At 68.0% G+C, this 21,448-nt stretch carries 22 protein-coding genes and 1 pseudogene; 17 read left to right on the top strand and 6 right to left on the bottom strand.

The genetic code is table 11. The features are described 5' to 3' along the window. Window positions 1-15 precede the first annotated feature (15 nt). Together purN and purM are read right to left on the bottom strand one after the other, a co-directional pair. Window positions 16-675 carry a phosphoribosylglycinamide formyltransferase gene (gene purN / locus ACILRJ_RS11985; protein ID WP_395683418.1) on the bottom strand — a complete coding sequence of 220 codons (660 nt, stop codon included), beginning with the start codon at window positions 673-675 and terminating at the stop codon, window positions 16-18. Window positions 676-742: 67 nt separating this feature from the next. After that, window positions 743-1,795 carry a phosphoribosylformylglycinamidine cyclo-ligase gene (purM, locus tag ACILRJ_RS11980; protein ID WP_395683417.1) on the bottom strand — a complete coding sequence of 351 codons (1,053 nt, stop codon included), beginning with the start codon at window positions 1,793-1,795 and terminating at the stop codon, window positions 743-745. Between the two features lie 109 nt (window positions 1,796-1,904). Here purM and ACILRJ_RS11975 point away from each other — a divergent pair, with 109 nt between their 5' ends. From ACILRJ_RS11975 to hda, 4 genes are read left to right on the top strand one after another with little or no spacing between them, the layout of a single operon-like run. After that, entirely contained in the window at window positions 1,905-2,540 is a 636-nt protein-coding gene (locus ACILRJ_RS11975; protein WP_395683416.1) for a DUF2066 domain-containing protein, read from the top strand. A gap of 11 nt (window positions 2,541-2,551) precedes the next feature. After that, window positions 2,552-3,121 (top strand): CDP-alcohol phosphatidyltransferase family protein, encoded by a 570-nt coding sequence (locus ACILRJ_RS11970; RefSeq protein ID WP_395683415.1) that lies wholly within the window; start codon window positions 2,552-2,554, stop codon window positions 3,119-3,121. Next, window positions 3,118-4,311: an AI-2E family transporter gene (locus ACILRJ_RS11965; RefSeq protein ID WP_395683414.1), complete on the top strand. Its 1,194-nt coding sequence runs from the start codon at window positions 3,118-3,120 to the stop codon at window positions 4,309-4,311. The genes ACILRJ_RS11970 and ACILRJ_RS11965 overlap by 4 nt, the downstream gene beginning before the upstream one ends. Next, the gene (gene hda / locus ACILRJ_RS11960; RefSeq protein WP_395683413.1) at window positions 4,308-4,997 is read left to right on the top strand and encodes a DnaA regulatory inactivator Hda; all 690 of its coding nucleotides are present in this window, start codon (window positions 4,308-4,310) and stop codon (window positions 4,995-4,997) included. Before ACILRJ_RS11965 ends, hda begins: the two co-directional genes overlap by 4 nt. 83 nt (window positions 4,998-5,080) lie before the next feature. Here hda and murU read toward each other — a convergent pair whose 3' ends face one another. Then, window positions 5,081-5,767, bottom strand: a complete 687-nt coding sequence (gene murU, locus ACILRJ_RS11955) for an N-acetylmuramate alpha-1-phosphate uridylyltransferase MurU (protein WP_395683523.1) — start codon at window positions 5,765-5,767, stop codon at window positions 5,081-5,083. 2 nt (window positions 5,768-5,769) lie between these two features. Beyond that, entirely contained in the window at window positions 5,770-6,822 is a 1,053-nt protein-coding gene (locus ACILRJ_RS11950; protein WP_395683412.1) for an aminoglycoside phosphotransferase family protein, read from the bottom strand. Between the two features lie 99 nt (window positions 6,823-6,921). On the opposite strand from ACILRJ_RS11950, the gene ACILRJ_RS11945 reads away from it, so the two are divergent. The 9 genes and pseudogenes from ACILRJ_RS11945 (at window position 6,922) to ACILRJ_RS11905 (ending at window position 14,146) form a co-directional block, all read left to right on the top strand. Then, complete coding sequence (locus ACILRJ_RS11945) at window positions 6,922-7,368, top strand: SUF system Fe-S cluster assembly regulator (protein ID WP_395683411.1); 447 nt, start codon at window positions 6,922-6,924, stop codon at window positions 7,366-7,368. Window positions 7,369-7,417: 49 nt separating this feature from the next. Beyond that, the gene (sufB, locus tag ACILRJ_RS11940) at window positions 7,418-8,857 is read left to right on the top strand and encodes a Fe-S cluster assembly protein SufB (RefSeq protein WP_395683410.1); all 1,440 of its coding nucleotides are present in this window, start codon (window positions 7,418-7,420) and stop codon (window positions 8,855-8,857) included. Next, on the top strand, window positions 8,854-9,483 hold the full coding sequence (locus tag ACILRJ_RS11935) for a class I SAM-dependent methyltransferase (protein WP_395683409.1): 630 nt from the start codon (window positions 8,854-8,856) through the stop codon (window positions 9,481-9,483). The genes sufB and ACILRJ_RS11935 overlap by 4 nt, the downstream gene beginning before the upstream one ends. Window positions 9,484-9,501: 18 nt before the next feature. Beyond that, window positions 9,502-10,278, top strand: coding sequence for a Fe-S cluster assembly ATPase SufC (gene sufC / locus ACILRJ_RS11930; protein ID WP_395683408.1), 777 nt, complete (start codon window positions 9,502-9,504; stop codon window positions 10,276-10,278). A gap of 1 nt (window position 10,279) precedes the next feature. Continuing rightward, the gene (sufD, locus tag ACILRJ_RS11925) at window positions 10,280-11,554 is read left to right on the top strand and encodes a Fe-S cluster assembly protein SufD (RefSeq protein ID WP_395683407.1); all 1,275 of its coding nucleotides are present in this window, start codon (window positions 10,280-10,282) and stop codon (window positions 11,552-11,554) included. Next, window positions 11,551-12,795 (top strand): aminotransferase class V-fold PLP-dependent enzyme, encoded by a 1,245-nt coding sequence (locus tag ACILRJ_RS11920; RefSeq protein ID WP_395683406.1) that lies wholly within the window; start codon window positions 11,551-11,553, stop codon window positions 12,793-12,795. Before sufD ends, ACILRJ_RS11920 begins: the two co-directional genes overlap by 4 nt. A gap of 5 nt (window positions 12,796-12,800) precedes the next feature. Beyond that, window positions 12,801-13,193: pseudogene (gene sufU / locus ACILRJ_RS11915) on the top strand (Fe-S cluster assembly sulfur transfer protein SufU); the annotation flags it as partial. A gap of 51 nt (window positions 13,194-13,244) precedes the next feature. Further along, window positions 13,245-13,787 (top strand): GNAT family N-acetyltransferase, encoded by a 543-nt coding sequence (locus ACILRJ_RS11910; protein WP_395683522.1) that lies wholly within the window; start codon window positions 13,245-13,247, stop codon window positions 13,785-13,787. Window positions 13,788-13,828: 41 nt separating this feature from the next. Further along, complete coding sequence (locus ACILRJ_RS11905) at window positions 13,829-14,146, top strand: Rieske (2Fe-2S) protein (RefSeq protein WP_395683405.1); 318 nt, start codon at window positions 13,829-13,831, stop codon at window positions 14,144-14,146. Here the strand turns inward: ACILRJ_RS11905 and ACILRJ_RS11900 are convergent. Together ACILRJ_RS11900 and ACILRJ_RS11895 are read right to left on the bottom strand one after the other, a co-directional pair. After that, on the bottom strand, window positions 14,119-15,528 hold the full coding sequence (locus tag ACILRJ_RS11900; protein WP_395683404.1) for a sensor histidine kinase N-terminal domain-containing protein: 1,410 nt from the start codon (window positions 15,526-15,528) through the stop codon (window positions 14,119-14,121). The two genes, ACILRJ_RS11905 and ACILRJ_RS11900, sit on opposite strands and share 28 nt — an antisense overlap. Further along, on the bottom strand, window positions 15,515-16,192 hold the full coding sequence (locus ACILRJ_RS11895) for a response regulator (RefSeq protein WP_395683403.1): 678 nt from the start codon (window positions 16,190-16,192) through the stop codon (window positions 15,515-15,517). The genes ACILRJ_RS11900 and ACILRJ_RS11895 overlap by 14 nt, the downstream gene beginning before the upstream one ends. Before the next feature lie 158 nt (window positions 16,193-16,350). Between ACILRJ_RS11895 and ACILRJ_RS11890 the strand changes: the two genes are divergently transcribed. From ACILRJ_RS11890 to ACILRJ_RS11875, 4 genes are read left to right on the top strand one after another with little or no spacing between them, the layout of a single operon-like run. Then, window positions 16,351-17,478 carry a PepSY-associated TM helix domain-containing protein gene (locus ACILRJ_RS11890; RefSeq protein ID WP_395683402.1) on the top strand — a complete coding sequence of 376 codons (1,128 nt, stop codon included), beginning with the start codon at window positions 16,351-16,353 and terminating at the stop codon, window positions 17,476-17,478. A gap of 57 nt (window positions 17,479-17,535) precedes the next feature. Next, window positions 17,536-19,974, top strand: a complete 2,439-nt coding sequence (locus ACILRJ_RS11885) for a TonB-dependent receptor (protein WP_395683401.1) — start codon at window positions 17,536-17,538, stop codon at window positions 19,972-19,974. A 48-nt stretch (window positions 19,975-20,022) separates the two neighbouring features. Continuing rightward, window positions 20,023-20,709, top strand: a complete 687-nt coding sequence (locus tag ACILRJ_RS11880; protein WP_395683400.1) for a Fe2+-dependent dioxygenase — start codon at window positions 20,023-20,025, stop codon at window positions 20,707-20,709. Continuing rightward, window positions 20,702-21,370, top strand: coding sequence for a tetratricopeptide repeat protein (locus ACILRJ_RS11875; RefSeq protein WP_395683399.1), 669 nt, complete (start codon window positions 20,702-20,704; stop codon window positions 21,368-21,370). Before ACILRJ_RS11880 ends, ACILRJ_RS11875 begins: the two co-directional genes overlap by 8 nt. Window positions 21,371-21,448: the final 78 nt, after the last annotated feature.

The following is a 21,448-nucleotide window of genomic DNA, read 5'->3' as shown; positions in this document are numbered from 1 at the left end:
TGCAGCGCTTCGGCTTCAAAGGTCTGCGCCGAGGCGCAAGGGTGTGGCCAGCGCGACACCGTCGAGCAGGACGCGCGACGACCCGTCGAGGGCGATGCGACGGGCGGCGAACAGCGCGACGGTTGCGATGAGCAGGCGGTGTTCCTCGGCGAGCAGGCGCACGGCGAGCGAGTCCGGCGTGTCGCCGGCGCGGACATCGATGACCGCCTGCGCGATCGGCGGTCCGCCGTCGAGTTCGGCGGTCACGTAGTGGACGGTTGCGCCGTGCGTTGCGTCGCCTGCTTCGAGCGCGCGTCGATGCGTGTGCAGCCCGGGATACTTCGGCAGCAGCGATGGATGGATGTTGAGAATGCGACCCTGCCACGGTGTGAGCGCCGCCGGATCGATGATGCGCATGAAGCCGGCCAGCACGACCAGGTCCGGTGCCGCGGCGGCGACACGCGCGAACAGTTCCGCGTCGTACGCCGCGCGTGTCGCGAACGATTTTGGATCAAGCGCGAGCGTCGCGATGCCGGCTGCTTCCGCGCGACGCAGCGCATTCGCCTGCGCCTTGTCGCTCGCGACCAGCACGAGTTCGATCGGCAACGCGCCGGCGTCGCGCGCGTCGATCAGCGCCTGCAGGTTCGAGCCGCGACCGGAGGCGAGGACCGCGACGCGAAAAGGGGACGGAGGCATTTTTCGATTTCGTCCGTTGCGTGTCCGGCATTTCGCGGAAAAATGCCTCCGTCCCCTTTTCACCGCCCTACGAGATGTGCACCCGCTCTTCGCCATGCGCGGTCTCGACCGCGCCGATCGTCCATGCGGTGAGGCCGAGTGCTTCGAGCGCGTCGAGCGTGATGCCAACCTGGTCCTTCTGCACGATCAGGGTGTAGCCGATGCCGCAGTTGAACGTGCGCAGCATTTCCTCACGCGCGACCTTGCCTTCGCGCTGCAGCCAGTCGAACAGCGGCGGCAGTTTCCAACTGTTGCCGTCAAGGGCGATGCCGAGTCCATCGGGCACCACGCGGATGATGTTCTCCCTGAGGCCGCCGCCGGTGATGTGCGCCATGCCGTGCAGCTTCTGCTGCTTGAGCAGGGCGAGGATCGGCTTGACGTAGATCGTGGTGGGCGCCATCAGTGCATCGCCCAGTTTCACGCCGCCGACGTCGAGATCGAAGCCGCCGTTGTCGACGGTGGCACCGACGCGCGCGACGATCTTGCGGATCAGCGAGTAGCCGTTCGAGTGCGCGCCGCTGGAGGCGATGCCGATGATCGCATCGCCGGCCTCGATCTGCGAGCCGTCGACGAGCGCGGACTTCTCGACCACGCCGACGGTGAAGCCGGCGAGGTCGTACTCGCCGGACGGATACATGTCCGGCATCTCGGCGGTCTCGCCGCCAACCAGCGCGCAGCCGGCAAGTTCGCACCCGCGGGCGATGCCGCCGATCACGCTGACCGTGGTGTCGACATGCAGCTTGCCGGTGGCGAAGTAGTCGAGGAAGAACAGCGGTTCGGCGCCCTGGACCAGCACGTCGTTGACGCACATGCCGACCAGGTCGATGCCGATCGTGTCGTGGCGGCCGAGGATCTGCGCGAGCTTGAGCTTGGTGCCGACGCCGTCTGTGCCGGACACCAGTACCGGTTCGCGGTAGCGGCCGCCGAGTTCGAACAGCGCGCCGAAGCCGCCGAGGCCGGCCATCACCTCGGGCCGGAACGTGCGGCGCACCAGCGGTTTGATGCGTTCTACCACTTCGTTGCCCGCGTCGATGTCGACGCCGGCGGCGCGGTAGCTGAGGGACTCGAGTTCGGCGGACATGAATGGGGGCCGGCGTGCGCGGGGCCGCGCATTCTAGCAAAGCGTGGCGGAATGGACGCGCCGGCATGCTTTGGGCAGACTTGCGCCATCGACAGGCAAGGACGACCCCGTGCGACTCAACGCTCCATTGCGCCTGCTCGGCTGGGTCCTGGCATTGGCGCCGCTGGCCAGTCTGGCTGGTCCGGCGACCTACAGCGGCACCGCGCCGGTCAATTCGCAATCGGACGACGAGCGCGCCGGCGCGCTCAAGACCGCGCTTGCGCACGTCGTGATCGAGCAGGCCGGCGACAGCAGCGTGATCGCGCGTCCGGACGTCGCCAAGGCGATCGAGAAGGCCGAGCGCTACCTGCTCCAGTACTCCTACCGTCGCAACGACGGCGGAGATGCGCCGATGACCCTGGTCGTGCAGTTCGACGCGAGCGCGGTCGACCAGATGCTTCAGCGGCTCGGCCTCGGGCCCCTCGCGAACGTGCCGCTCGCGCCGGACACGCCGACCGAGGCTACGCTGTGGATCGGCGACATCCGCAGCGCCGACGACTACGCGCATGTGATCGGTTATCTCGGCAAGAGCAACTTCGTGAAGGCCGCGCAGCCGATGCAGGCGACCGCGGACGGCATCCTGGTGCGTGTCTCGCTCTCGACCGATCTCGCGCACTTCCTCGATGCGGTCGGCATGGAGCGCACGCTGGCGGCGTCGACGGCGCACGCCGACGGTGCCGACGCGGCACTCGTCCTCGCGCACTGAGCGGAGCAGCGATGCTGCGCCACCTGCCCAACCTGATCACCGCGCTGCGCATCCTGCTGGTGCTGCCGCTGTGCTGGCTGATCGACAGCGGGCGCTATGACGGAGCGCTGGTGCTTGCCGCGATCGCGGCGTTCAGCGACGCGCTGGACGGATTCCTCGCCAAGCGCTTCGGCTGGCAGAGCTGGATCGGCGGAATGCTTGATCCGATTGCCGACAAGCTGCTGCTCACCGCAACGTTCGTCTGGCTCGCGCTCGCTGGCGACCTGCCGGGTTGGCTCGCGGCGCTGGTGGTCGGGCGGGACCTGGCGATCGTCGCGGGCGCGATCGCGTATCACAACCTGGTCGGGCCGTTCGACGCGGCGCCGAGCCGGCTGTCGAAGGCGACCACGGTGGTCCAGCTCGTGTTCGTGCTGAGCGAGCTGCTGCGCCTGTCGCATTGGCTGATGCTGCCCACGTCGCTGCGCATTGCGCTGGTCACGGCCACCGCGGCGACCACCGTCGCCAGCGGATTGCACTACATCGTCGTCTGGGGCGCGCGCGCGCGCGCCGCGTTGCAGGCGCGCCGGGAGAAGAAGGCATGATCGAAGACCGTGGCGGCAACCTGCACCTGCGCTGGCAGTGGCTGATCCTGCTGCTTTGCATCGGCGGCGTGTTCTACCTGCTCTCGCCGGTGCTAATGCCGTTCGTGGTCGCGGCGCTGTTCGCCTACCTCTTCGATCCGATCGTCGATCGCCTCGAACGCTGGATGACGCGCGGTCTCGCGGTCGCGCTCGTGTTTCTCGTCGTCGGCCTCGTGGTGGTACTGGTGCTGCTGCTGCTGGTGCCGTTCGTCGAACGCCAGATCAGCGCATTCCTCGCCCAGTTGCCGGTCTGGCTCGGCTGGTTCCAGGCGCGTGCGACCCCGTGGCTGGAGGCGCGTTTCGGCGTTTCCCCGGACATCCTCGACACGCAGAAGATCTTCGACGCCTTGCAGGCGCACTGGAGGGAGGCCGGTGGCTTCGCCGCCAGCGTGCTCGGCAAGGTGTCCAAGTCCGGCATGGCGGTGGTTTCCTGGACGCTCAACCTGGTGATGATCCCGGTCGTCGGTTTCTACCTGCTGCGCGACTGGGACGAACTCGTCGCGCGCATCCATGCGTTGGTCCCGCGCTCGATCGAGCCGGTCGTTTCGCGCCTCGCGCGTGAATCGGACGACGTGCTCGGCGCGTTCCTGCGTGGCCAGCTCAGCGTGATGCTCGCGCTCGGCACGTTCTATGGCATCGGCCTCTGGCTGGCGGGTGTAAGCGTCGGTCCGCTGATCGGCATGATCGCGGGCCTGATCAGCTTCGTGCCGTATCTTGGCGCGATCACCGGCGTGGTCATGGGCGTGATAGCCGCTCTGGTGCAGTACCAGGACTGGACCCATGTCGTGCTCGTGCTCGGTGTGTTTGCGATCGGGCAGACGCTGGAAGGTTATGTGCTGGTACCGAAACTGGTCGGCGACAAGATCGGCCTGCATCCGGTCGCGGTGATCTTCGCGGTACTCGCCGGCGGCGAGTTGTTCGGCTTCCTTGGCGTGCTGCTCGCACTGCCGGTCGCTTCGGTGGTGATGGTCGTGCTGAGGTATCTCTACGAGCGTTACCTGGCGAGCGCGTTGTACACCACCGAAGCCGAGCCTCCCGTGATCGTCGTCGCGGGCACGCCGATCTCGGCGCAGGCGGGGGAAGCGGTTTCCGCCGCCGCGGCTTCCGGCCCCGCTGAGTCGGTGAAGACTGCCTCCGCGCCCGATTCATGAGCGGACAGTTGCCGCTGGCGTTGCGCTGGCCTGCGCACCAGCGTTTCGAGAGTTTCCTTGCCGGTCCGAATGGCCTCGTGCTGGACGGCCTGCGCGCGCTCGCACATGCGGCGGACCCGACGTGGGTGTTCCTGCACGGCGGAGCGGGCAGCGGTCGCACGCACCTGCTGATCGCGGCGTGCGCCTCGGCGAACGCGAACGGCCGCAGCGCGCAATACCTGCCGCTCGCGCGGCTGGGCGCAGCGCGCGCGACGGCGATCCGTGGCTTCGGCGGCAGCGAACTGCTCGCGATCGACGACGTCGGCGCGATTGCCGGCGACCGCGACGCGGAGCATGCGCTGTTCGACCTCTACAACCGCTGTCGCGCGGACCATGCGACACTGCTGTTCGCGGCCGCCGCGCCGCCGGCGCAACTCGGGATCGGCTTGCCGGACCTCGTTTCGCGCCTTGCCGCCTGCACCCAGTTCGCGTTGAAGCCGCTGGATGAAGTCGAGCGACGCATCGTGCTGCGCGAACGCGCCCTCGCGCGCGGGATCGAACTCGACGACGCCGCGCTGGACTGGCTGTTCACGCGGCGCAACCGCGACCTCGCGACCCTGCTCGATCTGCTCGAAACGATCGATGCTGCTTCCCTCGCAGCCAAGCGACGCGTGACCGTGCCGTTCCTGCGCTCGCTGTTGGACTGAGTCGCACCGGGGGCGCTTCGACGCCGCGGCCTGGGCCGGCGCGCTCAGCGCGAACGGATCCCGGGGCGGCGCCACCAGTCCCTTCACCGCACTGCGGGCCGCCGCGCGATTTCGTGTGCGTCGGCGTCGGCCAGTTGCGCCGGCGTGCCGATGTTGCGCCAGAACCCGTCGAACCGTTCGCCATCGAGGCGCCTCTCGCGCATCGCGCGCTGGTACATCGGCAGCAGCTTGAAACGGGTGGCCGTCTCGCCGGCGAGGAGTTCGGGCCGGTACACGCCGATGTTGCCGAAAGTGAGGCGTTCGCCGACGCCCTCCTCGTTGAGGCGCGCGCCGTCGAGCCAGAAATCGCCGCGCGGATGGAAGTCCGGATTCGGCACCATCACGAGGTGCGCGAGGCCCGCCGGCTTCGCCGGCAGGCGCGCGTAGTCGTAGTCGCTGACGATGTCGGCGCTGACGCCGATGAACGGCGCGTCGCCGAGCAGCGGCAACGCATGCCGGATGCCGCCACCGGTCTCCAGTGGCTGCGGTCCCTCGTGGCTGAAGCGGATGCGCAGGCCCCAGCGCGACCCGTCGCCGAGCACGAGCGGAAATTGCTCGGCCAGGTGCGAGGTGTTGACCACGACCTCGCGCACGCCGATCGCGGCAAGCTTTTCGAGGTGATGCTCGATCAGCCGCTTGCCGCCTACGCTGAGCAACGGTTTCGGTGTGCCGTCGGTCAGCGGCCGCATGCGTTCGCCGCGGCCGGCAGCGAAGATCATCGCGCTGTGGATGGTCATGCAGTTTCGCGCGCCTGCGTGATGTCGCGCCCGCCACGCGCGCGCTCGAGCAGCGCGACGAATGTTTCCAGTTGGGGGTAACCGGACGCGACCGTGGTCACGTAGCGCCAGACCAGCGGCAGGTCGGCGAGATACTGCGGCTTGCCGTCGCGGTACCAGAGCCGGCAGAAGATGCCGAGCACCTTGAGGTGGCGCTGCACGCCAATCAGGTCGAACCAGCGGCGGAATCGCGTTTGGTCGACGTCGGCGTCGATGATGCGCGCGTGGCGAAGGCGCTGGCGGTACGCTTCGACCCAGCCGTCGATCCGTTGCGGCGGCCACTCGATGTAGCAGTCGCGCAGCAGTGACACGAGGTCGTAGCTGATCGGACCGCTAACCCCGTCCTGGAAGTCGATGATGGCCGGGTTCGGCAGCGCCGGCCGGTCGAGTCCGGGCGCGCCTTCGTCGTCGGTGATCAGCAGGTTGCGGCTGTGGTAGTCGCGGTGGACGAACGCGCGCGGCTGCTCCAGCGCCGCATGCACGAGGAAGGTGAACGCAGCCTCGATCACGTCCCATTCCTCGCACGTCGGCGTGTAGTCGAGGTGGCGTGCAAGGAACCATTCCGGCAGCAATTCCATCTCGGCGACGAGCCGGTCGCGATCGTAGGCGGGCAGGCCGTCGGTCCCGATGTGCGTCTGCATCCGCAGCAGCGCATCGAGCGCATCGGCATACAGTGCATCGACCGTCGCATCGTTGAGGGCCGGCAGGTAGGTGCGCGAGCCGAGGTCCTCCATCAGCACGAAACCCTGCTCGCGATCGACCGCGAGCACGGCCGGCGCATGCAGGCCGGCCGCGCGCAGGCGCCGGCCGATATCGAGCCACGGGCCGATGTCCTCCTTGTCCGGTGGCGCGTCCATCACCACGCGCGCCGGATGGCCGTCGGCCTCGACGCGCCAGTAGCTGCGGAAACTCGCGTCGGCCGAAGCGGGTTCCACCTCGATGCGGTTCGAGCCGGATGCGCCCGCGGCGAAGCGGCGCAGCGCGTCCATGCGTTCTGGGGTACGGGTCAACGCGGGAGTTCCAGCCGGAAAGGTCGCGAAAGTGTAGTGCGGTTTGACCGCGACCGCGCTTAAATAGTACTATTTCAGTCCTCATTAGGTTCCGCACCCATGCTCCGCGTCAGCAAGCTCACCGATTACGCCACCGTCGTCATGACCTGCCTCGCGGCAGCCGGCGACGGCGTGCTCAGCGCGCAGGTACTGGCCGAGCGCGCGCGGCTCGAGGCGCCGACCGTCAGCAAGCTGCTCAAGCAGCTCGCGCAGGCCGGGCTCGTGGTGTCGACGCGTGGCATCAACGGCGGCTATCGGCTCGCGCGGGCGTCGGAGAAGATCACCATCGCCGACATCGTGACCGCCATGGAAGGTCCGATCGGCATGACCGAATGCAGCGCGCACGCCGGTGCCTGCGGACACGAACCGCATTGCGGCGTGCGCGTGAACTGGCAGCGCATCAACCACGCGATCGCCGATGCGCTCGCGAGCGTGACGCTCGCCGACATGGTCAAGCCGCCGCCAAAGCGCGCCGGCACGATTCCATTGCGCGTGGCGAGCGCTTGAGGCGCATCCCGCTTGCGCGGGAAAGACGAGCAAGAGAACAGGCAGCCCGATGGCCACCCAACCGCAGGAAATCCAGGACGCACTGAGTCGTCGTTACGAGGCCGGCTTCGTCACCGACATTGAAAGTGAAAGCCTGCCTCCCGGGCTGGACGAGAACACCGTGCGCGCGATCTCCGCGCGCAAGGAAGAGCCCGAGTGGATGACCGAGTGGCGGCTCGCCGCATTCCGCCACTGGCTGACGATGACGCCGCCGCACTGGGCGAAGCTCGACATCGCGCCGATCGACTTCCAGGCGATCAGTTATTTCTCGCGGCCGAAGAACCGCCCGAAGTCGCTCGACGAGGTCGACCCGAAACTGCTCGAAACCTACGACAAGCTCGGCGTGCCACTGCACGAGCGCGCGCGCCTCGCCGGCGTCGCTGTCGACGCGGTGTTCGATTCGGTCTCGGTCGGCACCACGTTCCGCAAGGAACTCGCGGCGGTCGGAGTGATCTTCTGCTCGATGTCGGAAGCCGTGCGCGAGCACCCGGAACTGGTGCGCAAGTATCTCGGCAGCGTCGTTCCGACCGGCGACAACTATTTCGCCGCGCTGAACTCCGCGGTGTTCTCCGACGGCAGCTTCGTGTTCGTGCCGAAGGGTGTGCGCTGCCCGATGGAACTCAGTACCTATTTCCGCATCAATGCGCGCGACACCGGCCAATTCGAGCGGACGCTGCTGATCGCGGAAGAGGGCGCGAGCGTGTCCTACCTCGAAGGCTGCACCGCACCGATGCGCGACGAGAACCAGTTGCACGCGGCCGTGGTCGAATTGGTCGCGCTCGACGACGCCAGCATCAAGTATTCGACCGTGCAGAACTGGTATCCCGGCGACGAGAACGGCGTCGGGGGCATCTACAACTTCGTGACCAAGCGCGGCGACTGCCGCGGCGCGCGTTCTAAAATCTCGTGGACGCAGGTCGAAACCGGCTCGGCGATCACCTGGAAGTATCCGAGCTGCGTGCTGCGCGGCGACGATTCGGTTGGCGAGTTCAACTCGGTCGCGCTGACCCACCATCGCCAGCAGGCCGACACCGGCACCAAGATGATCCACATCGGCCGCAACACGAAGTCGAAGATCGTCTCCAAGGGCATCAGCGCGGGGCGCGGCCAGAACACCTATCGCGGTCTGGTGAAGGTGGAGAAGGGCGCCGATGGCGCACGCAACCACACCCAGTGCGATTCGCTGCTGATCGGCAAGAAGTGCGGTGCGCATACGTTCCCGTACATCGAGGTGAAGAACCCCGGCGCGATCGTCGAGCACGAGGCGACCACCTCGAAGATTTCAGATGACCAGCTGTTCTACTGCCGCAGCCGGGGCATCGGCGAGGAAGACGCGGTCTCGATGATCGTCGACGGCTTCTGCAAGCAGGTGTTCCGCGAGTTGCCGATGGAGTTCGCGGTCGAGGCGAAGAAGCTGCTCGAGGTCTCCCTCGAAGGAGCGGTTGGATGAATCCGACCCATCCTGCGCACTGGGATGCCGTGTACCGCGAGAAGGACGAGGCGCAGACGAGCTGGTATCGCCCGCACCTGGTCGAGTCGTTGCGGCTGATCGATCTGCGCAAGCTCAAGCAGGATGCACCGGTCATCGACATCGGCGGAGGTCGTTCGACCCTTGTCGACGACCTGCTCGCGCGTGGCTTCAACGACGTGAGCGTGCTCGATCTGTCGGATGTCGCGCTCGCGCAGGCGAGGCAGCGACTCGGCGAAAATGCCGAGCGCGTGCAGTGGATCGTCGGCGACGTCACGGACGTCAGGTTGCCCGCGGCGCACTACGGCCTCTGGCACGACCGTGCCGCGTTCCATTTCCTGACCGAGGCGCAGCAACGCTCGCGCTACGTCGCCGCGGCCGCGCGTGCGGTGCGCCCGGGCGGCCTCGCGCTGATCGCCACGTTCGCGCCGGATGGTCCCGAACGGTGCAGCGACCTGCCGGTCTGCCGTTACGACGCGATGATGCTCGAGGCGACCTTCGCGCCTGCCTTCGAGCTGGCCGAAAAGACGCGTCACGTGCACGTCACCCCGGATGGACGTCCGCAACCCTTCGTCCACGTAGTCCTGCGCCGCCGCGCGAATGCCTGACCCAACGAGATGCACAGCATGCTGAAGATCGACAACCTCCACGTCCGCGTCGCCGGCAAGGAAATCCTCAAGGGCCTTTCGCTTGAGGTCAGGGCGGGCCAGATGCACGCGCTGATGGGACCGAATGGCGCCGGCAAGTCGACGCTCGGCAACGTGCTGGCCGGTCGCGAGGGCTATGAAGTCATCGCGGGCACGGTCGAATACAACGGTCGCAATCTGCTCGACCTCGAGCCGGAGCAGCGTGCCGCCGAAGGCGTGTTCCTCGCGTTCCAGTACCCGGTGGAGATTCCGGGCGTCAACAACACGTATTTCCTGCGCGCCGCGCTGAACGCGCAGCGCCGCCATCGCGGCGAAGCGGAACTCGACTCGATGCAATTCCTGAAAAAGGTACGCGAGAAGCTTGCCGTGCTGCACCTGAAGGATGAGTTGCTGCATCGCGCGGTCAACGAAGGTTTCTCCGGTGGCGAGAAGAAGCGCAACGAGATCTTCCAGATGGCGTTGCTCGAGCCTGCACTGGCAATCCTCGACGAAACCGATTCCGGCCTCGACATCGATGCGCTGAAGATGGTCGCCGACGGTGTCAACGCGATGCGCGATCCTGCGCGCGCGTTCCTCGTGATCACCCACTACCAGCGCCTGCTCGATTACATCGAGCCGGATTTCGTGCACGTACTCGCCGACGGGCGCATCGTCGAGAGTGGCGACAAGTCGCTCGCGCACAAGCTCGAGGAGCACGGTTATGCGTGGATCGGCGGGCGCCGGATGCCCGAAGCAGCCAGCGCCGGTGCGGCCTGATATGAGCGCGCTGCTTGATTCACTGCTGCGCGAACGCGTCGCATCCGCGCCGCAGGCGGCGGTGCGCAACGGCGCGGCCGCCGCGTTGCTGCGCGACGGCCTGCCCGGCGCGCGCGACGAGGGCTGGAAGTACACCAGCCTGCGCGCCCTTGAACAGCGTCGCCATGTCGATGGCGATTGCGGCGGGCTTGGCCGTGCGATCGACGCGTCCATTCTCGCGCTGCCGGATGTCGACGGCCCGCGCGTCGTGTTCGTCAACGGTTTGTATCGGCGCGATCTCTCCCGGCCCATGGATGTTGCCGGGCTCACCATCCTGCGGCTCGGCGAGCATCCGGACGAATTGAATGCGCTGCTGCAGGCCGATACGGACCCCACCGCCTTCGCGCGCATGAACGTCGCGCTTGCGCTCGATGGCGTGCTGCTGCGCGTCGATGCGGATGCGCGGATCGAACCGGCCGTGCACCTCGTCTTCATCGGGGCGCCGGCGGAGCGCGAGATCGCGTGGAACCTGCGTGCGCGCACCGAACTCGGGGCGCGCGCGTCGCTGCGCGTGATCGAGCATCACGTTGGCGCCGGCGCAAGTTCGCAGCTCGGCAACCTCGTGTTCGAACACGCGCTTGGCGATGCTGCGCGGCTCGAGCTGGTGCAGATCCAGGATGCCGCCGACGGGGCCTCGCTGATCCGTCGAAGTGCCGCGCATCTCGGCGCGGACTCGCTGCTGCGCCAGCACGCGATCGAGATCGGCGCGCAGCTGATGCGACACGACCTCGTGGTCGACCTCGCCGGGCGCGGCGCGCGCTTCGAGTCGCGTGGCGTGTTCGCGTTGCGGGCGCGTCAGCATGCGGACACCCATCTCGCTGTCACCCACGTTGCACGCGAAACCACCAGCGACATCCGCTGGCGCGGCGTCGCCGACCAGCGCGCACGCGGCGTGTTCCACGGCGCGATCACGGTCGCCGCCGGTGCCGACGGCGCGGACGCGCAATTGTCGAACAAGAACCTGCTGCTGTCGGCGCAGGCGGAGATCGACACCCAGCCCGTGCTCGAGATACATGCCGACGAGGTCAAGGCGGCGCACGGCGCGACCGTCGGCCAGCTCGATGATCGCGCGTTGTTCTACCTGCGCTCGCGCGGCCTGCCGCTGGATCTCGCCCGGCGCGTGCTGGTTTCGGCGTTCTGCAGCGCCGTGCTTGCCGAGCTGGGGCCGCCGTCGCTGCGTGCGCGCGTGGACGCGCTGCTTGCGGGACGCCTGCCGCAGGCGGAGGAGGCTGCATGACGCGGTTGCACGATCCGGTTGGCGATTTCGATGTCGACCGCGTGCGCACGGATTTTCCGTTGCTCGCGCGCAGCGTGCACGACAAGCCACTGGTCTATTTCGACAGCGCCAATACCGCGCAGAAGCCGCGCGCGGTGATCGAGGCGGTCGATCGCTACTACCGCGAGTTCAATGCGAACGTCGCGCGCGCGGTGCACCAGCTCGGCGAGGAGGCGACCGCGGCCTACGAATCGGCGCGCGACAAGCTCGCGCGCCTGCTGAATGCACCCTCGCGCGACGAGATCGTGCTGACCAGCGGCACCACCCAGGCGATCAACCTGGTCGCGTACAGCTGGGCATTGCCGCGCCTTGGACCCGGCGACACGATCCTCGTAACCACGATGGAGCACCACGCCAACATCGTGCCCTGGCAACTCGTGTGCGAGCGCACCGGCGCCAGGCTGAAGGTCGCCCCGATCGACGAGCGCGGCGAGCTGATCGTCGAGAAGTTCATCGAAGCGCTGACGCCGGACGTCAAGCTCGCCGCGGTCGCGCATGTTTCGAACGTGCTCGGCACGATCAATCCGGTCGCCGAGCTGGCGCGCGCGACGCGCAAGCGCGGCATCCCGCTGCTGGTGGACGGTTCACAGGCCGCGCCGCATTTCGCGGTCGACGTGCGCGCGCTCGGCTGCGATTTCTACGCGATGACCGGGCACAAGCTGTTCGGCCCGACCGGCACCGGCGCGCTGTGGGCGCGCAGGGAAATCCTGCGCGAGATGCCACCGTTCTTCGGCGGCGGAGAAATGATCCGCGAAGTGCGCTTCGACGGCACCACCTACGCCGAGCCGCCGCACCGCTTCGAGGCGGGCACGCCGAACATCGCCGGCTTCGTCGGGCTGGCTGCCGCGATCGACTACCTCGGCGCGCTCGATCACGCGGGCGTCGCCGCGCACGAGGCGGACTTGCTCGCGCACGCGACCGACGCGTTGCGTGCGTTGCCCGGCGTGCGCCTGATCGGCGAGGCGGCGCACAAGGTGCCGGTGATCTCGTTCCTGGTCGAAGGCGCGCATGCGCACGACCTTGCGACCTTGCTCGACCACGAGGGTATCGCGGTGCGCTCCGGTCACCACTGCGCACATCCCCTGATGCAGTTCTACGGCGTGCCGGCGACCTTGCGCGCATCGCTCGCGTTCTACAACACGCATGCGGAGGTCGAACGGTTCGTCGCGGCGCTGGCGCGCGTACGCAAGTTGCTGGCCTGACCGAAATGACCGACGCCGCGCTGTATGGCGCAATCGTGCTCGACCACTATCGCGCGCCGCGCCATCGCGGCTCGCTGGTCGCGAGCACGCATGCCGCCGACGGTGCGAATCCCCTGTGCGGCGACCGCCTGCGGATAGAGCTGCGTTGCGAGGACGGTCGCATCGTCGAACTGCGCCACCGCGGCGAGGCCTGCGCGATCGCGACCGCAGCCGCGTCGATGCTCGGCGATCTCGTCACCGGTCTCGACGCGGACGAGGTCACGGCGCTCGATCGCCGCTTCGGCGAATTCATCGCCGGCCACGGCGACGCCGAAGGGCTGGGTGCACTCGCCGCGATGCGCGACTTGCAGCACCATCCTTTGCGACGAAAATGCGCAGTGCTGCCCTGGGCCACCCTGCGGGCGGCGCTGGCAGGTGCGTCGCACGCCACCACCGAAGACGGAACCCGCATGACCACGACGGCCGCATCCTGGAGTTTCCGCGTCGCGCAGGCGGCCGACGTCGATGCGATCGTCGCGCTGGTGCAGTCCGCCTATCGCGGCGAAGGCAGCAAGCGTGGCTGGACCACCGAGGCGGACATGCTCGACGGGCAGCGCACCGATCCGGCCGGTGTCGCGGCACTGCTCGACAAACCCGGCAGCGTGGTGCTGCTGGCAGAATCCGCTGCCGGCCTGCTTGCCTGCGCGCACATCGAGCGACAGGGGCAGGCCGGCTACTTCGGCATGTTTTCGGTCAGCCCACAGTTGCAGGGCGGCGGCATCGGCCGCGCCGTGCTGGCCGAGGCCGAGCGCATCGCTCGCGACGACTGGACCTGCAACGAGATGCAGATGACCGTGATCTCGATCCGCGACGAACTGATCGCATGGTACGAGCGCCGCGGCTATCGCCGCACCGGCCAGTACAGGCCCTTTCCGTACGGCGACGAGCGTTTCGGCATTCCCAAGCGCGCGGACCTGCGCTTCGAGCTGCTGGTGAAGTCTCTCGGGGTGTAGCTTCGTGTTTCAGGCTTTCGCTCTTGCGGAGGATCGAATCGATGAACTGGCTGCGCGTGTGCGAGACCGCCGATCTGCTGCCGGGCGAGTATCGCGTCGTGTGGGACGGAGACACGCCGATCGCGGTATTCAATGTCGATGGCGAGCTGTACGCGATCGAGGACGTCTGCACCCACGACGGCGGTGAACTGACCGGCGGTGTCATCGAGGGACGCGAAATCGAGTGCCCGCGGCACGGCGCACGCTTCGACATCACCACCGGTGCGGCGCTGTGCCCGCCGGCGTACGAACCGACCGCGAAATTTCCGGTCAAGGTCGAACACGGTGTCGTCTACACGCGCGACGATCGCGACGGCTGAGGCTCGTCCGGCGCCAGCGCCGCGAAGCGCAGGGTGACGCGCAGGCCACCGCCGTCGCGGCCGCGGCCGAACACGACCGCGGCGCCATGGCTGTCGGCCACGCGTCGCACGATCGCGAGGCCGAGGCCCGAGCCGTCGCGCCGGCTCCCCGGCGGGCGGAAGAAGCGCTCGCCAAGGCGTGGCCACCATTCCGCCGCAACGCCGGGACCCGAGTCTTCCACGCCGAGCGCGATCGTGCTGAGTTCGCAGGTCAGCGAGACGGTCACGCTGCCCTGCTCGCCGGCATGGTTGAGCGCGTTGTCGACCAGATTGACCAGCGCTTCGCGCAACATTACCGGATCCCCGGCGACGTCGGCACCGTGCGCCGGTCCTTCGTAGCCGAGATCGATCTGCGCGGCGAGCGCATCGGGTACGCGTTCGGCGATGTAGGTGCGCGCCAGCTGCGCAAGATCGACGCGCGCCGCGCCGCTGGCACTCTCGTTGATCGCCTGCGCCCGCGCGAGCGCGAGCAGCTGGCCGGCGGCGCGCCCGGCGCCGGCCGACAGGCGTTCGACATGGACGAGCGCGTCGCGCACGCTTTCCGGACGCGGGTCGCCGAGCGCGCGCTCGGCCTGCAGGCGCAGTCCGGCCAGCGGCGTGCGCAGCTGGTGTGCGGCATCGGCGATGAAGCGCTCCTGCAGCTCGAGCAGTTCGCGCAGGCGCGCGAGCAGGGCGTCGATCGTGCGCGTCAAAGGGCGGATCTCGATTGGCACGCCGCGCTGGTCGAGCGGCGACAGGTCGCGTGCGCGGCGCTGCGCGAGTTGCTCGACCAGCGGGTCGAGCAGGTGCAGGCCGCGACTGACGCCGACCCAGACCAATACCAATACGAGCGCGATCAGCAGCAACACGATCGGCAGCGTGCCGACGAGGATTTCGCGCGCGAGCGCGTGGCGGCCAGCGAGGGTTTCGGCGACGGACACGACGATGGTGTCGCCGCTGTCATCTCCGTGCAGCGCCAGCGAGGCGACGCGCAAGGGGCGGCGGATGCCGTCGACGGAATCGAGGCGTGGCGTCGCGTCGATGACCGGCAACGGGATCCCGGCCGGCAGGTCGATGTTTGAGGCGAGCACACCGTGCTTGAGGCTGCGCACGACGTAGTAGGTCGGCTCGGCCGATTCGTACTCCATCAGGATGCGCACTTGCGGGCTGAGTTCCTCGCGGCCCGACTCGCTGCGGATCATCCGTTCCAGCGCGCGCGCGCCGTCGACCAGCGAGCGGTCGTAGTTGATGTTGGCGTAGTGCAGCGCGAGCACGTAGATCAGCGCGCCGCTGCCGAGCCACGCGAGTGCCATCGGCACGACCAGGATCGTCAGCAGGCGCCGCCGCAGGCTAGGTGAGCGCATCGGCCGCTTCCAGCAAATAGCCGAGGCCACGCACGGTGCGGATGCGCACACCGCTGCCGTCGAGCTTGCGGCGCAGGCGGTAGACCGCGATGTCGAGCCCGTTGTCGGTCAGGGTCGTGTCCCAGCTGCACAGTGCCTCGATCAATTGCTCGCGGCTCATCACGCGGTCGAGGCGCGAGGCGAGCGCTTCGAGCAGTCCGAATTCGCGCGGGGTGAGTTCGAGCGGCGTGCCATCGACCTGCGCGCGCCGGCGCGGCAGGTCCAGGCGCATGCGCCCGAGTTGCAGTTCCGGCACTCCCTGGGTCGTGCGCCGACGCAGCAATGCACGCGCGCGCGCCTCGAATTCGCGCAACGCGAACGGCTTCACCAGATAGTCGTCGGCGCCGAGATCGAGTGCGCGCACCCGCTCCTCCAGTTCCTCGCGCGCGGTCGCGACCAGCACCGGTACGGCGTCGGCTCGCGCGCGCAGCCGCCGCAGCAGCTCGATGCCGTCGACGTCGGGCAGGCCAAGGTCGAGCACCACCAGATCGTACGGATGGTCGCGCAGCGCGGTGTCGGCCTGGCGACCGCTGGCGAGGCGATCGACCGCGTGACCGGCCTGGGTGAGCGCCGCTCCGATCGCGTCGGCGATCGCGGCGTCGTCCTCGATGATCAGGATGCGCATCGCCGGATTCCAGTGACGACGGGAGATCGTCGGAGTGTGTCCCAACGGATTCGCCGCTGCCAACGCATTGGTGTACGGATTCGATCAAAAGTAATGCTGTTGAGAATGATTCGCATTTGTGATTCAATCATGCACCTTCTCCAGTGGGGCTCCGCAAAGTGCGTCGTTCGCTGTCCAAACGCATGCTGTTCCGCCTGCATTGGCTCGCCGGCATCAGCGCCGGATTGGTGCTCGGCCTGGTCGGGTTCAGTGGCGGCCTTCTCGGGCTCGAACAGCCCGTGCTGTCATGGCTCAACCCCGCGCTGCGCGTGAGCGCCGAAGGCCGCGCAGCGCTGACGCCGGATCGCTGGATCGCCGCCGCTCACGCGGCGATGCCCGGGCACTCGGTACGCGGCATCGCCTGGGAAGGGCATGACCATGCAGTCGGCATGCGAATGGCGCGTTCGGGCGAGCGGCCGAGCGGGATCGCGATCGATCCGTATTCGGGTGCCGTACTCGGTGCCGAACGTGGCACCGCGTTCTTCGCGACGGTCGAGCAATTGCATCGCAATCTCGCGGTCGGGCCGGTCGGCAAGCAGGTCGTCGGCGCGAGCACGGCACTGATGTTCGTGTTCATCGCGACCGGGCTGTACCTGCGCTGGCCGCGGCGGGCGCGTTCGCCGTCCGCCTGGTTGCGCGTGAACACCGCCGCGAAAGGGCGCGCCTTCTGGTGGCAACTGCATGCGGTCGTCGGCACCTGGTTGCTGATTCCCTATCTTGTCGCGGCGGCGACCGGCCTTTGGTGGTCGTACGATTTCTATCGCAACGCGGTCAACGGTCTCGCCGGCGTGCCCATGCCTGCGCGTCGCGGACCGGCCAACGACGCGCCCGCGGTCGCTTCGCTCGACGCAGCGTGGGCATCATTCCTGCGCGAGGCACCCGACGCTACGCGCGCGAGCATCGCGACGTCGGCGACGGTCGACGGCGCGCTCGAGATCCGCTACCAGACGGCGACGAGTCCGCACGATCGCGCCTGGGACACCCTCAAGCTCGACCCTGGCGACGGCAGCGTGCGCAGCCGCGAGCCGTATGCGGAACTGCCGCGCGGCCGCCGCTTCGTCGCCTCGTTGTTCCCGCTGCATTCGGGCAGCTGGTTCGGCGTGCCGGGCCGCATCGTCGCCGCGACCGCCGCGCTGCTGATGCCCCTGTTCGCATTGAGCGGCGTGTGGATGTGGGTACTGCGCCGGCGCAACGACGCGTTGCGCCGTGCGGCCGCACGACAGCCGCTCGATGCCGTCGTTACCTAGCCTGCCGCCACCCATGCCTTTCGCTACCACCACCGCAAGCCCCGAAGGATCGTGATCATGTCCCACCACCCGTACATCACCGCGAGCCACGCGACGCCGAAGCGTCTGCTAGCCACTGCACTCGGCACGGCATTCGTTTCCGGCGTTCCCGCTCTCGCAACCGGTGCGGGCGGTGTCGGCGATGCGACCGCCGGCAACGCCGACGCCGACGGCGACCAGCACGTCGCCGAGCAGCTCGACAGCATCACCGTCGAAGGCAGCGTGCTGAACCAGGCGGCGTCGCCGAAATTCACCGCGCCCCTGCTCGATACGCCGCAGCAGATCACGATCGTGCCGCAGAAGATCATTGCCGAACAAAACCTGCTCAACCTGCGCGACATCCTGAGTACCTTGCCCGGCATCACGTTCGGGGCCGGCGAAGGCGGCGGCGGCTACGGGGACAGCATCAACCTGCGCGGCTTCACCGGCAGCAATGACATCACTGTCGACGGCGTGCGCGACAGCGCGCAGTACACGCGTTCGGATCCGTTCAACCTCGACCATGTCGAGCTCGTCAACGGCGCCAACTCGGTCTACTCGGGTTCGGGTTCGGTGGGCGGTTCGGTCAACCTCGTGAGCAAGACGCCGTTGCTCGGCGACCGCACGCTGGTCAACGCCGCCATCGGCAGCGACAACTACGCGCGCACGACGCTCGACACGAACCAGCAGGTTGGCGACACCACCGCGGTGCGCCTCAACCTGATGGCGCACCGCAACGACGTGCCGGGGCGCGACGTCGAGAACTACCGCCGCTGGGGCATCGCTCCGTCGATCGGCTTCGGCCTCGGCACCGACACGAGCTTCACGCTGAGCGGATTCCACCAGCACGACGACAATGTTCCGCAATACGGCATCCCGACGTTCAAGGGCGACGTGCTGGCGGGCGTCGACCGAGGCGCCTACTACGGCTACCGCAACTACGACACGCAACAGATCCGTGCCGACGCCCTCACCGGCGTGTTCCAGCACACGTTCGGCGACGGTTTTTCGCTCCGCAATCTCGCGCGCGCGCAGCGCGTGACCCAGTTCTCGCTGGTCGACCCGCCCCAGGGCACGTTCTGCCTGCCCGGCAACCTGCAGCCGAGCGGTGCGTCGTGCACGCTCAACGGTGGCACGCCGTTCGAGGTCGTCGTGCCAACGGGCATGTACATGCCGAGCGGGCCGCGCGGCAACATCCGCGACACCACCAACAAGATCCTCTACAACCAGACCGACCTGACCAGCGAGTTCAGCACGGGTGCGATCGCACACACAATGGTCGGTGGCGTCTCGCTGTCGCACGAGGACTACGCGCTGTCCGGCTACAGTCAGTACCGCAACGACGACGGCACGAATCCGTACGCGGCGCCGGGCTATTTCCCGTTCATGCCGATTGGCGATCCGGATTCGTACTACACCGGTCCGGCTCACCGCACACTGACCTCGAAGGTCGACGGTGAACTCGACAACAGCGCGCTCTACGTGTTCGACAACCTCAAGTTCAGCGATCGCTGGTCGCTCAACGCGGGCATGCGCTGGGAGCGCAACGAGGCACGTTCGAACAGCGCGATCGTCAAGCAGTTCGTCGCGCCGACCGCGGCGAATCCGAATCCCGACAACAGCAACATCGGCGCGATCACGGGTGCCAATCCGACCGCGGAGAATGGCGACAACCTGTTCTCGTACCGCGCCGGCCTGGTGTACAAGCCGGTCGACGACGCGAGCGTGTACGTCGCCTACAGCAATTCGAAGACGCCGTCGGCGGCGTCGGTGAACGGCTCGTGCACGGCGGCGAGCACGACCGGCACCGCGAACTGCAATGTCGATCCCGAGACGGCCGTGAACTACGAGCTTGGCGCGAAGTGGGACCTCTACGGCGGCCGCCTGTCGCTGACCGGCTCGGTGTTCCGGAACGACCGCAGGAACTACCGCGTCGCCGACCCCGGCAATCCCGACAACCCGTCCGGCCAGCAGACGCTCGACGGCCGCGCGCGCGTCGACGGCGTGCTGCTCGGCGTCAGCGGCAACCTGACCGAACACTGGGCGGTTTACGCGAACTACTCTCATCTCGACAGCGAAGTCGTGCGGGGCGCGTCGAACTACGTGTCCTCGCAGGGCCAGGACTACACCAAGGGCGACCCGCTGTTGTCGACGCCGGACAACTCGCTGGGCCTGTGGACGACCTACGACCTCTCCGAACAGTGGCAGTTCGGCTACGGCGCGACCCATGTCGGCAGCTACAAAGTGAGCCAGCATTCCGCCGCGAATCCGAGCGGTCCGCTCAATTCGGTCGACGGCTACTGGATGCATCGCGCGATGGTCGCCTACAAGGTCAACAGGCACCTGCGCCTGCAGCTCAACGTGACGAACCTGTTCGACGAGGAATACCTCGCGCGCGTGCGCACCGCCGGCGACGTCGCCTGGGGCACGCCGGGGGACGCGCGTTCCGCCGTGCTCAACGCGACCTGGGTGTTTTGATCGAGCTGACGCGACGGAGCCCTGCCGTCGCGTCTTCGAGGGAAGACGATGCTGCTGCATGTGCCCAATGTGCTCGACGAAGGCGAACTCGCGCACTGCCGCGAGGCGCTCGGACGCGCCGCGTGGATCGACGGGCGCGTCACCGCGGGCGCGCAGTCGGCGCAGGCGAAGCGCAACCGCCAGCTCGGCGGGGACGACCCGCTCGCGCGTGAACTGGGCGCGCTCGTGTTGCGGGCGCTCGGCCGCAACACGACGTTCTTCGCCGGCGCGTTGCCGCGGCGTGTGTATCCACCGCTGTTCAATTGCTACGAAGGTGGCGAGTCGTTCGGCGTCCACGTTGACAATGCGATCCGCTACGACCGTTCCGGCAGCAGCCCCGAACCCGTGCGCACCGATCTCTCGGCGACCCTGTTCCTCAGCGCACCCGGGGACTACGACGGCGGCGAACTCGTCGTCGAGGACACGTTCGGCACGCACGGCGTGAAGCTGCCGGCCGGTGACCTCGTGCTGTATCCGGGCAGCAGCGTGCACGAGGTGAAGCCGGTCACGCGCGGAGCGCGCGTCGCCGCGTTCTTCTGGATCCAGAGCCTCGTGCGTTCCGAGACGCGGCGCCGCATGCTGTTCGAACTCGACGTGTCGATCCAGCAGCTCACGCAGAAATTGCCTAACGCGCCCGAGCTCGTGCGCCTGACCGGGCTGTACCACAACCTGTTGCGAGAGTGGTCGGATGTCTGAGGCGGCGATCGCGCAAGTGCGTGCGGCCGCGCATGCGGGCGATGTCGACGCACAGGCGCTGTACGCACAGGCGCTCGCGGAAGGGCGCGGCGTCGTTCGTGACGCGGACGAGGCCTTGCACTGGTACGCGCTCGCCGCGAACAGCGGTCATGCGCAGGCGATGAACATGCTCGGCCGCTGCCACGAACTTGGCTTCGGCGCCGCGGTGAGCGCGGAACTCGCTGCCGCGTGGTATCGCAAGGCTGCGTCGAAGGGCAGCGAGTGGGGCATGTACAACTTTGCGCAGTTGCTCGGCGCCGGTCGCGGCGTCGCACAGGATCGCGCGCAGGCGCTCGCGTGGTACCGCCGCGCGGCCGAGCGCGGCCATGCGAAGTCGATGAACATGATCGGTCGCCACTACGACGAAGGCTGGGCGGTCGAGCGGGATTCCGCAGCGGCGGCCGAATGGTATCGGCGCGCCGCGCACGCGGGAGACTTCCGTGGCCAGGTCAGCCATGCGTCGCTGCTGATGCAGCAGGGCGATGCGCAAGCCGCGCTGCGGTGGTTGCGCCATGCCGCGGAAACCGCCACGCCGGCGTTCCTCGAACGCCTGCTCGATGATCTCGGGCAGTCCGCGCATGCGGTGCTGCGCGGGGAGGCGGAGCGGTTGCGCAGGCGATGAGCTGGGTGGCCTGCCGGTTGACTCGAATGCGGAAACAATTGAGAATCGTTCTCATCTGAATTCTCTTTGCAGTCGACC

It is taken from the genome of Dokdonella sp. (assembly GCF_044227025.1).
In the GTDB taxonomy this organism is placed as follows: Bacteria; Pseudomonadota; Gammaproteobacteria; order Xanthomonadales; family Rhodanobacteraceae; genus Dokdonella_A.
This window is presented reverse-complemented; position numbering and strand designations above follow the sequence as displayed.

What these genes read in the sequence shown, in the direction of transcription:
- ACILRJ_RS11905 (WP_395683405.1), top strand. Translation starts at nt 13,829, where the DNA reads ATGAACTGGCTGCGCGTGTGCGAGACCGCCGATCTGCTGCCGGGCGAG.
- ACILRJ_RS11875 (WP_395683399.1), top strand. Translation starts at nt 20,702, where the DNA reads ATGTCTGAGGCGGCGATCGCGCAAGTGCGTGCGGCCGCGCATGCGGGC.
- ACILRJ_RS11895 (WP_395683403.1), bottom strand. Translation starts at nt 16,192, where the DNA reads ATGCGCATCCTGATCATCGAGGACGACGCCGCGATCGCCGACGCGATC.
- ACILRJ_RS11900 (WP_395683404.1), bottom strand. Translation starts at nt 15,528, where the DNA reads ATGCGCTCACCTAGCCTGCGGCGGCGCCTGCTGACGATCCTGGTCGTG.
- purM (WP_395683417.1), bottom strand. Translation starts at nt 1,795, where the DNA reads ATGTCCGCCGAACTCGAGTCCCTCAGCTACCGCGCCGCCGGCGTCGAC.
- ACILRJ_RS11910 (WP_395683522.1), top strand. Translation starts at nt 13,245, where the DNA reads ATGACCACGACGGCCGCATCCTGGAGTTTCCGCGTCGCGCAGGCGGCC.
- sufB (WP_395683410.1), top strand. Translation starts at nt 7,418, where the DNA reads ATGGCCACCCAACCGCAGGAAATCCAGGACGCACTGAGTCGTCGTTAC.
- hda (WP_395683413.1), top strand. Translation starts at nt 4,308, where the DNA reads ATGAGCGGACAGTTGCCGCTGGCGTTGCGCTGGCCTGCGCACCAGCGT.
- sufC (WP_395683408.1), top strand. Translation starts at nt 9,502, where the DNA reads ATGCTGAAGATCGACAACCTCCACGTCCGCGTCGCCGGCAAGGAAATC.
- ACILRJ_RS11945 (WP_395683411.1), top strand. Translation starts at nt 6,922, where the DNA reads ATGCTCCGCGTCAGCAAGCTCACCGATTACGCCACCGTCGTCATGACC.
- ACILRJ_RS11880 (WP_395683400.1), top strand. Translation starts at nt 20,023, where the DNA reads ATGCTGCTGCATGTGCCCAATGTGCTCGACGAAGGCGAACTCGCGCAC.
- ACILRJ_RS11965 (WP_395683414.1), top strand. Translation starts at nt 3,118, where the DNA reads ATGATCGAAGACCGTGGCGGCAACCTGCACCTGCGCTGGCAGTGGCTG.
- ACILRJ_RS11970 (WP_395683415.1), top strand. Translation starts at nt 2,552, where the DNA reads ATGCTGCGCCACCTGCCCAACCTGATCACCGCGCTGCGCATCCTGCTG.
- purN (WP_395683418.1), bottom strand. Translation starts at nt 675, where the DNA reads ATGCCTCCGTCCCCTTTTCGCGTCGCGGTCCTCGCCTCCGGTCGCGGC.
- ACILRJ_RS11935 (WP_395683409.1), top strand. Translation starts at nt 8,854, where the DNA reads ATGAATCCGACCCATCCTGCGCACTGGGATGCCGTGTACCGCGAGAAG.
- ACILRJ_RS11920 (WP_395683406.1), top strand. Translation starts at nt 11,551, where the DNA reads ATGACGCGGTTGCACGATCCGGTTGGCGATTTCGATGTCGACCGCGTG.
- sufD (WP_395683407.1), top strand. Translation starts at nt 10,280, where the DNA reads ATGAGCGCGCTGCTTGATTCACTGCTGCGCGAACGCGTCGCATCCGCG.
- ACILRJ_RS11885 (WP_395683401.1), top strand. Translation starts at nt 17,536, where the DNA reads ATGTCCCACCACCCGTACATCACCGCGAGCCACGCGACGCCGAAGCGT.